The sequence below is a fragment of the Pseudobacteroides cellulosolvens ATCC 35603 = DSM 2933 genome (assembly GCF_001262605.1).
Classification (GTDB): Bacteria; Bacillota; Clostridia; order Acetivibrionales; family DSM-2933; genus Pseudobacteroides; species Pseudobacteroides cellulosolvens.
Genome location: NZ_LGTC01000001.1, coordinates 5,987,578 through 5,999,865 on the forward strand (window position 1 = coordinate 5,987,578; position 12,288 = coordinate 5,999,865).

A 12,288-nucleotide genomic window follows, 5' to 3' on the forward strand; every position below is an offset into this window, starting at 1 on the left:
AATAAGAATGAAACAGAAATGAAAAATGAAGCTCCTGTCCGAATCTGTATAATCAATGTTGGCAAAACAAATTTAACAGAGGGAGATGGAGCTTCATGGAAGATTTACTTATTAAAATTTTCTGCGATACTGATGATTTTTGCATTAGGCTCAACAACTATTTAAAGCATCATTTGGTTACTGATAATAGACTGAAGGAACCTAACCTCTTTAACATTTCAAGAATGATGACACTAAGTGAAGTAATAACAATAACAATATATTTTCATCATTCGAGTTATAGAAACTTTAAGCATTATTATAAAGAATTTGTTTGTAAAAGATTAAGTGGGTACTTTACGAGCCTTGTAAGTTATACAAGGTTTGTAGAGTTAATGCAGCAAGCACTAATTCCATTAATATTATACACACAAAAGTTTAGACTAGGCAAGACAACAGGAATTTCCTTTATTGACTCTACGACATTAGATGTTTGTGATAACAGGAGGATTCACTCTCACAAAGTTTTTAAAGATATTGCTCAGAGAGGTAAATCTTCTACAGGTTGGTTCTACGGGTTTAAGCTGCACATTGTAGTAAATGAAATAGGAGAAATTTTATCGTTCTTTTTAACACCAGGTGATACAGACGATAGAGACTCAAAGGTGATAGATATACTTACAAAAGATCTATTTGGAAAACTTTTTGGAGATAAGGGCTATTTATCACAGCCTTTGTTTAAAAAGTTGTATGATCGAGGGATAAAGCTAATAACCAAGATAAAAAAGAACATGAAAAATAAGCTAATTGATATAGAAGAAAAGCTTCTACTCAGAAAGCGAGCTCTTATTGAGACAATAAATGATTTTCTGAAAAATACTTGCCAGATTGAACATACTAGGCATAGAAGCTTTACAAACTTTTTAACTAATGTTGTAGCTGGTATTGCTGCGTATAGCTTTTTGCCGAGCAAACCAAGCTTAAAGTTTAGTAAAAGCATTCTTGTTGCCACACTCTAAGGTTGCTTTTCATAATAAAAAGGCTTCAGAATTCAAGAAACTAAAGCCTTACTTAATTATAATCTATGAGTATGGTTAATTATGGCACTTATTTTATCGAACTCACGTTATTATAAGGAGGGTTTTATGAAAATAAAACGTTTGTTAGTTTTTTGTGTTTATATTTCAGTACTATGTACCGCTGCAATCGGACCTATGATGGTAGTCGATGCAAGTGCTCCTGCCGGGTGGAGAAACCTTCCGGATTTTTATGTATTCAAAGATAAGGTCAGTGGGTGGTCCGGAAGTGGTGCAGGCGAATTAGAAACTGTAAATGGCAATTTGCCTGTTGACACTCAAGTTACATATCAAAATCTACCTTCTTTGAGATTTAATCTTAAAACGACGCTTTCGTCATATTGGATGTCGGTTATACTTTGTATGGCTGAATGGAACTGCCATGATGTATCAAGGTATGTTCCGAACGGATACCTGGAATTTAATGTGAAAGGTAAAAATGGCGGGGAGAAATTTGTAATCGGTGCAGTTGATCATGTAACAGAGCGTCCATCAGGTGTTGAGAAGACAATAACAAAACCGATAACAGATTACTGCACGATTACTACTGAGTGGCAACACGTAAAGATACCCTTAAAGGATATTTTAGATCCATCACTTGGTATGGATCCATATAATGCAAAGGCTATCGTTCTGGACAAAGTGAATCTGGATCCGTTTTGTGTTTGGATAAACCAGCTTAAACTAACTTCTCCCGATAAAGAAAATGCATTTCCGGCTATTAAAGTGAATCAGGTTGGATTTCTCGAAACTTCTGAGAAATATGCCTATGTTTCGGGATTTGAAGATGATTTTAAAGCTGCTGCCGGAACCCAGTTTCAGGTGATGAGAGTTTCTGACAACTCGGTTGCTTATAGCGGGCAATTGGTTCTTGTTGCAGATTATGATGCAAATGATTCAGGAGAAAGGGTTTTTAAAGCTATATTTACCGACCTCAAACAACCTGGTGAGTATTACATTACGGTTAATGCAGTAGGTATAGATAAGTCTCCCAGGTTTAAGATAGGAAATGACATTTATAAATCTTTATTGGTTGACGCATCAAGATACCTGTTTTATCAACGTGCCAATATAGACCTTGCGGCTCCGTATTGTACTGATTATCCAAGGAAAGATAAATCACCCCAGGATTTTAATTGTGCCTTAGCCTCCAATTCATCGATTACAAAAGATGTGTCAAAAGGATGGTACGATGCTGGCGATCCTAATAAGTATGTAATTACCGGGGCACAGACAGCATCAAATCTATTGAGTGCTTATGAGATGTACCCGGAGGTATTTTATGATAAGCAGAATAATATTCCTGAAAGCGGCAACGGCGTTCCTGATATACTTGATGAGGTTAGATGGGAACTTGAGTGGATTTTGAAAATGCAAGAGGCTGAAAGCGGTGGTTTTTATTGCTGTGTCGCTTTTACAGAAAACTTTTCAAATGGCCAAAGGGTTATAATGGATAAAAAAGACAATGTGGGAAATATAAAATCAACAAATGATACTGCAGCTGCAGTTGGGGTTTTAGCTCAGGCTTCAATGATATATTCGAAGTATGATCCGGCCTTTGCTAAAAAGTGTTTAGATGCTGCTAAAAGCGGATGGGCGTTTCTTCTCCAGAATCCAAATAATATTAAAGCCCCAGGTGGAGCTTATCCTGCAGACAACGATGAATCTTCAAGGTTCTTCGCTGCAGCATCTGTGTATAGGGCTACAGGCGATTCAAGTTGTAATGATTATGTTAAGTCAAACTATAAGAAAGTTTATTCAAGTGAATCCGGAGATGGTTCTTTTGGGTGGGAAAATGGATTTTACAATTACATGAAAGCTACAAACCGTGACAGTAATGTTGAAAACGGGTTTAAAGATAGTTTTACCAAATGGGCAAATAACAAACTAAATAGATCAAAAAACAATCCTTGGGGTAATGTTATTGAAAACGGTAATTATTACTGGGGTAGTAACAGCGTAATACTTGGTTGTCCCAGGGAAGTTTTACTTGGATCCGCTATTTTTGGGACAAATTCTGATGATATTAATATGATGGGTCGTTCTTCATTAAACTGGATTCTGGGAGCTAATCCTATGAGAAAGAGCTTGGTAAGCGGATATGGCGATGATTGTATTAAAGAAATATTCGGTACATGGAGCGAGGACGGATTGGCAGGGATTCCCAAGGGAGTTATGCCGGGAGGTCCTAATAAATATAATGGTGCAAACATATCGATATTTCCTGCTAAATGCTATATGGAAAGTGCCGCTGAATTTACAACAAATGAGCACACTCTTGGATGGAATTCCCTTCTTGTGTTTATGGCAGCATTTGTTAACAGTACATCACCAATACCTCAAAATAGTCCTGACTTGAACAAAGACGGTGTTGTTAATATGACAGATGTTATTTTATTAGCAAAGGTATTTAATTCGGTACATGGAGATAACCAATATATTGCATCTTATGATTTAAACAATAATGGTTCAATAAATATGTCAGATGTAATAATTATTGCTAAAGCATTTAATACTGTCATCACCTAAGGTTTATAAAATTAATAATTAATTATCACGAGAAGTAAAATATTTGTTTTGGCCAGGGGAATTATACGATAAGAATTTTTATCGTGTACTTTCTCTGCCTTACTCTGCAAGAACATTGCTAAGCAGCTTTTCAGTTGCTTAAAAGATGCTATAAGATGCTAAAGTATTGCTTCGCCAGCCTTTCTAAAGTGTGGGGGAAATTGGTTTTCCTAAGACTCACTTCGTCAGTGTCTACTAAGCCAGCTTTGAAGCCATACTTAAGACTCAATACTTAACGTGTATTAGTGTGTAAAGTGTTCTCATTTCATCGAGATAAAAGTAGAGGCAATTTTGCTAATATGGGTATTATCCGTTCCACAACAACCACCTATAATTTTTAGTGTCAGTACTTCTGTAAGTTTATGCATTGCTTGTGCTAGCTCTAAGCAATCCGAGCATTTTAAATCCGTGGAGTTGTCTAATTGTTCTGGCGGCAATGTCGAGGTATTTGCCTGTATTCCGTGAAAGCGTTGTTTCACAAGAGAGGTTTGGTTAAAACTCCATTTCAATGCTTTATACAAAACAGTAGGATGTATGCAATTAGACATATAACAAACAGGTTTTCTTTTAACACTACTGTCGACTTTTTCAATTGCGTCATTTATGGTGGTTCCATCAAGCAATCTACCAGTATCTCTCACCATAAAACTAATTATATAAGGCAATTCTGTTTGTTCCATTGCCATTGCCATTCCAATTACCTCTGGTAAAGTTGGCATAATTCCAGCATAAAGGAAATCAACACCTGCTTGAGTAAACAAATTTGCTTGCCAACTATGAAACTCTTTTGCTTCAGTTGGATGCAAAAATTCAGTTGCTTTATAGGCATCTCCCCTGCAACCCATTAAACCACCAATATACATTTCTATATCAGTTAAATCACGTAACTGTTTTAATGTTGAAACATTGTCTAAAATAATGCTTTTGTTATATCCAACTTTAGCAACTCGTTCTATATTTGCCCGCCTTGTTGGTGTTGTCGCCATAAATGGTAAATTGTTGACTTTTGCTACATCAATATATTGATTCCATAATTCAAATAATGCTTCTTTGCCTCCTTGACGATAGATAATATTTGCAAAGGCAACATCATCATCAGGTTGCAAACCATATTCTCTTTTCAATCTTTCACCTAATGCACCTTCCATTAAGATGATAGAGTTTGTTTCATAACAAGAAATAAAACTCACTATTACTCACCCCACCCAATATTGGTAATCCTTATTTTGCCTAAAAAACTTATTCGTACTTTTTAAATATAACGAACTTACTAAACTTAGTATTATACTTATACTATGCCTTAGACCTGTAAAACAAGCAACATTAGTCATTCCAGCCATTTATCCGCAACATGACCGCCAATTCCATACCATCGTGGATTTTTCAACTGCCAAAGCTCATCATTGTTATAATTTGTTTCGTTGAAGGACACTTTCTCATGAATAACATCCTTGTGTACGATCTCCATTTTACCGTCTATGAGAGCTTCCTCCGTTACCTGAATTCCGAGATAATTACCACTTTCTACGTCGTGCAGTGCTTCAAAACTTAAGCTGTTAGAAATGACAAACACACTGTTTATGAACTTATATATATTCCAACTATGATTAACTGCTCCCGATCCTCCAGTAGAGTAAATGCATTTATTAACTGGATCAAGAGCGGGATTACAGATATTGGCGAAGGATTCAGAATGGATAAAGGCCGATTCTTTCACATCCCACAGCCAGCAATCATACCATGAATTACTATGTGCACCATGGAAACAATTCAGAAGGATGACGTCCTTATAACTGTCAAAGTTCACATCAGTCACATGCAAGCCCATAGTATCCATCATTTCAGGATAAACTGGACAGCTTTCTGGGTCATTTGATACAGAAAGAATAGATGCACCGTTTTCATTATAAACATCTAAACCTGTCACAAAAATATTCTCACCCGATGCCACAAAACGGTATTCTGGCATATTTTCATGGATATGAGCACTGACTTCATATTTATATCGCTTTGGTGTAGGTGTAGATTCCGGCTCGTTCGTTGGCTCCGTGGCTATGGAGGTTGAAAGTGGTTCATTTTGCATATTTAATAATGGCTTATTTTGCGTGCTAAGGGGAGATGAAGATGAGAATGCAGGGTAATATTCAATCTGCCCTCTATCAGATGGCAACTTATTTGAACAGGCACATAACAAAAGCGTTATAAGTGCTAGTAAAAAGATATGTTTTGTCATAATAACACATCCTTCCGATAATATAAATTTCATGCTTCGCATTATTTAACTTGCACGCACTGGAAAAATGATGCTAACTAAAAAGTATGTTAATAATCTTTAGTTTAATTGACTATATTGTTGCACTCTCCAATAAAGTAATGGTTTTCTTTTCACAGTTTAATTCTGTGATGATGCCGTACGGAATTACTCCTATTGGCTTGGCATGACCAAAGTTTACGTTATAAAATATTGGCAACTCATGCAATTTTTCTTCTGAAGATACCACCTGAGTAATTGCTGTTTTGTACTCTTCATAATATTTTTCGCCTTGCGGCTTTGCGACAATAATACCTTTTAAGGCTTTTAAAATACCTTGTGCAGCAAGATTTCGGAATGACCACTTGATAAAATCGGGAGATGGTTTATCCTCACTTGTTTCGACAAACAGGATTGCATCTGTCCATTCGTTTATTGTAGGCCATATTTTTGTGCCATTTGCCATCATGAAAACATCTATACATCCACCGAGCAAATGACCTTTAACAGAGCCACTTCCATTAATAATCTCATACCCGTGCTTATCTGGTTTTAGCGTGTGAGCCGTATTTATGTTGTTTTCATTCCACAAAATATAATCATCTGTCCATTCAGGACTTGGAACAAGTGAATACTGTGTCCAATCGCCAAACAATACATCATCTACAGCCGATTTAGTATAGTCAAACATTTTTACATATTCACCAAATTCACACATAATGGATGGTCCATAAAAAGAAACTAGCCCTGCTTTATACATCATGAAATGATTAATAGTGCTGTCAGAATACCCCATGAAAATTTTAGGATTATTACGTATAACGTCAAGATTTATGTATGGGAGAGTACGTATTGTATCATCCCCACCAATAGCACAAATAACAGCAGAAATCGATGTATCTTCAAAAGCGTCCATTAAATCCTTAGCACGCAATTCAGGGTGGTTGGCTACAAAATCACTTCCCTTTAGGGCATGAGGCATAGGAATAACCTTTAAACCAAAGTCATTTTCCAATCGTTGTATTGCTATATGGTACTTATGAATAAATACATCATCACCTAACCCACCCCAAGATAAACTGACAATAGCAATTTTGTCGCCTTTTTTTAACCTCTTAGGCTTTATCATTTTGATTTCCTCCTTCTTACTGTTATACAAATAATCGTTAGTTCGCAGTTTCTAACTTGTCCGTACTTTATAAATGATGCTAATCACTTTATCTAAAAATACTATTCATTTTTTTAGCTGCTAATATTTAATAACATAAATCAAATCAGTTACTAAAACGCCGAGCCACTGAAAAACTGCAAATAAAAATATAGTTTCTATCGCATAAGACGGGTCACTCAAAAGTAATATAACAATTATTGGTAGCATCAAAATAGAAATTAAACCTGCAACTATTATACTTTTAGATAATATGCTAATTTGGTATTCATCATATTTTTTCGTTGGCTTGAAAAGAATAAACAATATAATTATAAGAGCTAAAACTATTATTACATAACCGACATATTTCATATTTCCTACTCTGATAAAATATGACCAACTATTCCAAAAATCAGATTGCAAAGTATTAGTGTTTGAAAGCAGCCGTAGAAATTCAATATGATTTGACGTAATGATAAAAAGAAAAGAATATACCGCCGACATTGTACCTATAAATATTGCATTTACCATTGAATGTCTTAAAAGTTTCATTTTCGTTCACTCTCCTCAAAATCAAAAATATCTTCTATTGCTATATTAAAAAACTTTGCTAAATCGTATGCTAACCATATTGATGGGTCAAATTTATTGGTTTCGATTGCATTAATGGCTTGGCGTGATACTTTTACTTTCTCGCCCAATTGGGCTTGAGTCAAGCCATATTGCTCTCGGAGTTCTTTCACTTTGTTTTTCAACTATATACCCCCTTTATGTAAAGCGGACCTTACACTATAAGAATATATTAAAGAAGAGAATGTGTCAAGTTAACCTTACACATTCTCGCTTCGTATAATAAAACCTGTTCGTACTTTATAAATATTCAGAATTAATTCTTTTTCTTTAATTCATCTAAAATTGTGAATGTACAAAAGATGATTGCAAAGATATTTCCACTTCCCATACTGACTATTTGGCTATTATTAGTTAGGTTACTTTCAAGCACGCCATTAATGTAACTTTTGCCTTCAATAAAATTATCGAAAATAAAAACTCCTAATACAATAATAGCAGTGTAAATTACCGACTTATAAAATTTCCTAAAAAACAAGCTATATCTGGTAGTTCATTTTCTTTTTTATTAATCATATTTGCCTCAATATAATTTACAATACATAATAATAATGCCTTAGATTATGAAGAAACTATACCATATTTTCCTATGAATATAAATACTTTAAGATACTTAAGAGCAGAAGGTTTTCCATGTTTATTTTTTACTCTAGTCTTTTTACGAAGCGGCTTATAAGCATCTTCAAGTAAAAAGCTCATATACATTTTGTAGCTTTTTACTTGTGATATGACAAAAAGAACTGCATTGCATAAGTGAAAGGTACTGGTGTAAGAAGAATAATATTTCTTTTTCGGAGCTTTAATATGTACCTCTTAATAACAGAACTCTTGGACTATTTTAAGGTGCCAAATAAATATCCACTTTACCATTGCTTGGCTTACAGAAAATTAGCATTCTTGATGGATTCCCCTTTAGAGGATAATAGTCTGTATCTTCAAGCTTTAAATTCCACCAATCAAAAATCTTATTATTCTCACAATAATAGCCAAACATTTCAGTATCAAATTTTTGAGGTCCTATAGATGTATAGTTTTTTCTTTAAAATCTGCAATCTTATTAACTGGTAAAGTAACCTTTGCATAATAACTAATTGATGTCCCATCAGGTGAAAACCCGGACACAGTAATTTTCCCAACATTTTTTACTTCTGCGTCTTTTACCAAAGCAACGCAAAATTTCTTTTTAAATAGTTGCATTTAACACGAAAATAAATTTTTGAACAATTTAAAGTCCTTTGGGAAAGCCAGTCTCAAAGCAGCTTATGAAGCTAGCCTAGAGCGAAACTGTCCCCCAATTCTTTAGAACGGTTAGCAAAGCCATACTTTATCCGACTCCTGAAAGTTTCATGATGTTATGCAGTATTATTGTTAGTTCAATTATAAATTACAATACTCTTGGTAAGGTATAAATGTTTGTACTTGAATGCTCATGATACCATTTATCAAATTAGGGGTGAATGATATGATTACACAAAAGCCAAAGCATAAAGACTTAAAAGAAAGTAGCAATGTGGGCGGAGCGTGTAAAATGGAATAGCCTGAATTGCACATTGCTATTTATGTTATTTGCAAAACTCATGAATTATCTTTCCTTTTATTTAAAAACTACAATTTGGGTCATTGAAATTCCCTGATATCCACTTTTTTGAGACCTCTTTTTATTCTATATGATATAATTCATATTGCTTCTATATAATTTCATCTAGTCTTGCAAGGTGATGTATGGAAGTAAAAAAGGATATTGGAGTGATGAGGGATGTATTATGAAGAATATGGAAGCAGAAATTTACCGACTCTTATTATGCTGCATGGTGCCGGATTGGTGCATAGTTTTGTTAAACAATATACTCTATCTGACAGATTCCATATAGTAGTCCCCCATCTATATGGTGGAGGACGAGAGTCTGATACTTTATTCCGCTCTGACGAAACCGTTAATGGTATAGTTGAAATTATAAGAAGTCTCAGTAAAGACAAAGTTAGTCTTGTAGGATTTTCAATCGGGGCACAGCTTATAATACCTATTGTTTGCAGGTATGAACAACTGATTGACAAGGCTATTCTTGCAAGTCCATGGGTCTGCAAAACTGAGAAAACAGTCAAATTCTATTCCAGATTAACTGCTTATACTTATCCGTTTACAAAAATAAAATTTCTTATAAAACTTCAGTCCAAGCTAGTAGGTTTAAACAAAACACAACTTGATGAATGTGTAGAATATTACCAGAAAATGAAAAAGGAAAACCTTGTAGCATATATAAAAGAAGGAATTGATATTAGCACTTATCCAGAATTTACAGACGTAAAAATCCCAATGCTTGTTCTGGCAGGAGAGAAGGAAGATTGCGAAATGATAAATTCTGTTAATTATCTAGGCGAAATAAATCCGAACTGCAAAGTTGAAATATGGGAAAAATATCGACACGATATACCTTTTAAAAATCCTAAAAAATTCAACATGGTTATAGTTGACTTCTTCAAATAATAAAGCTGAAGAATGAGTACAAAAAGATTGAATCGAGACAAAAATACAAAAAAAGCATAAAAACTTACAATAGGTATTAAAACCTTTTGATATAGCATGCTTACAGTAATTTGTGAAAAGGGGGTGCTAATTATTGGGAATTCTGCTTGCACCCCTGATATTCCTTAATGGTTTTCCAGAAATAATGCTAGAGTTATTTTTTCCAAAACCAAATTTTGAGATTTCTATAAAACAGCCCTTTACCTTCACAAAAGTATTCCCCTGATCAACAAAAAATTATTATGATAACTTTTCTGGGTTTCAGACTTTATAGAAATTTAAGCGTATATATATCTGTATGTAACCTTTTCCAATTTAATAAAATGATAATTAAAAGGAATGTAAATATGTCCCAAAACAATAAAAAGTATAAAAAACTTAAAATAGCAGTCTTGTGCTTGATTATTCTTTTCTTGTCGGTGTATGTAGTTATTCCGGTTGGATTTGGGTATTATGCAACATTACGATATGAAGAGAAATTGAGTGAACCTCCAGAGAATTTCACCAAAATTTCTTTATCAACATTAGACCAGACATCTCTTGCTGCCTGGTATACATCTACACAAAACGGTGCGTCTATAATTCTTCTTCATGGAGCGACAGGCTCGCGTGAAGGAATAAAAGGATATGCCGAGTTTCTTAAAAAGAATGGATTTGGAGTACTTGCATTTGATATGCGTGGTCACGGTGAAAGCGAAGGCGATGGTGTTAATGGATACGGGTGGAATAGTACAGATGATATAATGGCAGCGACCGAATACTTATCAAAGCAGAGTAATGTAAAAAGTATTGGAGGGCTCGGTTTATCTCTTGGTGGGGAAGCACTTTTAGGAGCAGCTTCAACATGTACACAATTGGAGGCAATCGCAACAGATGGAGCAACTTACCGTACAATAGAAGATTATCTTGTTTTGCCATCAAGGCAAAACATTTTTAGAAGTTTCACAACGCACCTTATGTTTGCATCTGCTCAATTATTTGGGGGAACAAAACCGCCTGGCAGGCTAGTTGATTCTATAGCTAAAGCAAATAATACGTCATTTTTATTCATAGCAGCAGGAAGAGTAGAAAAGGAAATTGAGTATAGTAATTTTTTTGTTGATATCGCAAAAGAGAGAGCAAAATTGTGGATCGTCGATGATGTTGAACATACAGAAGCATATACCAAATATTCTACTGAATATGAAAATAAAATAATAGAGTTTTTTAATAAGGAATTACTCAAATGAAAGCTTTGTCGTGCCTATAACCACCACCGTAATGGTATGCAAAATTTGGTGACCCTGTTCCAATGTACCGCTTTTTTACTTTAATAAAAGATTGCCCTGCACCCCTTATATTCTCTGATGGCTTTCCATAATAAGTGTATTCTCAAACACCTTTTATCAGTTTTTTTCAATCTTGTCTTCAAGTACTTGTTTAGAATAAGCCTGTATATCTTCTTTGGTAATGTCGTTATTCTTATTTACTTCCAAATCTTCGTTAGTAAATTGACCTATTGCATATCTTTCGAGGGTTTTCTTAATATTTTCATCTCCAGCTCTTACTAAAAGGCTACCACATCCTTTTATCCATTTCCATTCATTCTTTGCTACTAATATTTTTGCTATATCTATAAATTCTTTAGTTATATTGTTATATTCAAGGTCAATAAGTGATGTCTGTAGAGATATATTAATTCCTTTGAATTTTTCACCCTTTTTCCTGTATATAACGCTATCGTATATCTCATAACATCTTAAATCTTGGGTATCAATAACAACCTCTATTTTGGGCTCATAAAAATCACCCTCTATGTGAAAGAAAGAGAGGTTCTCCTTTTTAGATGCATCCATTATTGTAACGCTTGTCTGATAGTCAGGAAAATTTTTTGTAACAAAATGTAACGAAAACTCATCGCCCTGAATACCCTTTAATATACAGTCTCCTTCTTTAACTGTACCATCTGTCCATCCTTCAAAAGCTGTAATACTTGCTACAAATATAATTCCTGACACGAACAGAAAAGATATAATTAATGAAATAATAATAATTTTTTTGGCATTCATTCTATTATTTCTCCTATGCATTTGATCAATCTGATATAACATCTTTTCAGATGTAATTAATT

The 12,288-nt window shown here is 34.3% G+C and carries 11 protein-coding genes; 4 read left to right on the top strand and 7 right to left on the bottom strand.

What is annotated here, in order from left to right:
• Positions 1-95 precede the first annotated feature (95 nt).
• On the top strand, positions 96-998 hold the full coding sequence (locus Bccel_RS24840) for an IS982 family transposase (RefSeq protein ID WP_050753351.1): 903 nt from the start codon (positions 96-98) through the stop codon (positions 996-998).
• Between the two features lie 126 nt (positions 999-1,124).
• The gene (locus tag Bccel_RS24845; RefSeq protein ID WP_036945378.1) at positions 1,125-3,584 is read left to right on the top strand and encodes a glycoside hydrolase family 9 protein; all 2,460 of its coding nucleotides are present in this window, start codon (positions 1,125-1,127) and stop codon (positions 3,582-3,584) included.
• Positions 3,585-3,883: 299 nt separating this feature from the next.
• On the opposite strand, the gene Bccel_RS24850 is transcribed toward Bccel_RS24845, so the two are convergent.
• From Bccel_RS24850 to Bccel_RS24870, 5 genes are all read right to left on the bottom strand, one after another.
• Positions 3,884-4,813: a homocysteine S-methyltransferase family protein gene (locus Bccel_RS24850; RefSeq protein WP_036945376.1), complete on the bottom strand. Its 930-nt coding sequence runs from the start codon at positions 4,811-4,813 to the stop codon at positions 3,884-3,886.
• 137 nt (positions 4,814-4,950) lie between these two features.
• Entirely contained in the window at positions 4,951-5,856 is a 906-nt protein-coding gene (locus tag Bccel_RS24855) for an XAC2610-related protein (protein ID WP_242853203.1), read from the bottom strand.
• Positions 5,857-5,968: 112 nt separating this feature from the next.
• Positions 5,969-7,003, bottom strand: coding sequence for a S66 family peptidase (locus Bccel_RS24860; protein ID WP_036945375.1), 1,035 nt, complete (start codon positions 7,001-7,003; stop codon positions 5,969-5,971).
• A 120-nt stretch (positions 7,004-7,123) separates the two neighbouring features.
• Positions 7,124-7,576: a hypothetical protein gene (locus Bccel_RS24865; RefSeq protein WP_036945374.1), complete on the bottom strand. Its 453-nt coding sequence runs from the start codon at positions 7,574-7,576 to the stop codon at positions 7,124-7,126.
• Positions 7,573-7,779 carry a helix-turn-helix transcriptional regulator gene (locus Bccel_RS24870; protein ID WP_036945373.1) on the bottom strand — a complete coding sequence of 69 codons (207 nt, stop codon included), beginning with the start codon at positions 7,777-7,779 and terminating at the stop codon, positions 7,573-7,575. The genes Bccel_RS24865 and Bccel_RS24870 overlap by 4 nt, the downstream gene beginning before the upstream one ends.
• Before the next feature lie 1,631 nt (positions 7,780-9,410).
• Here Bccel_RS24870 and Bccel_RS24880 point away from each other — a divergent pair.
• Positions 9,411-10,139 carry an alpha/beta fold hydrolase gene (locus Bccel_RS24880; RefSeq protein ID WP_036945371.1) on the top strand — a complete coding sequence of 243 codons (729 nt, stop codon included), beginning with the start codon at positions 9,411-9,413 and terminating at the stop codon, positions 10,137-10,139.
• A 126-nt stretch (positions 10,140-10,265) separates the two neighbouring features.
• Here Bccel_RS24880 and Bccel_RS32215 read toward each other — a convergent pair whose 3' ends face one another.
• Complete coding sequence (locus Bccel_RS32215; protein ID WP_276326176.1) at positions 10,266-10,388, bottom strand: hypothetical protein; 123 nt, start codon at positions 10,386-10,388, stop codon at positions 10,266-10,268.
• 137 nt (positions 10,389-10,525) lie between these two features.
• Here Bccel_RS32215 and Bccel_RS24885 point away from each other — a divergent pair, with 137 nt between their 5' ends.
• The gene (locus Bccel_RS24885) at positions 10,526-11,407 is read left to right on the top strand and encodes an alpha/beta hydrolase (protein WP_050753821.1); all 882 of its coding nucleotides are present in this window, start codon (positions 10,526-10,528) and stop codon (positions 11,405-11,407) included.
• A gap of 156 nt (positions 11,408-11,563) precedes the next feature.
• Here the strand turns inward: Bccel_RS24885 and Bccel_RS24890 are convergent, their stop codons facing one another.
• The gene (locus tag Bccel_RS24890; RefSeq protein WP_036945370.1) at positions 11,564-12,226 is read right to left on the bottom strand and encodes a hypothetical protein; all 663 of its coding nucleotides are present in this window, start codon (positions 12,224-12,226) and stop codon (positions 11,564-11,566) included.
• Positions 12,227-12,288: the final 62 nt, after the last annotated feature.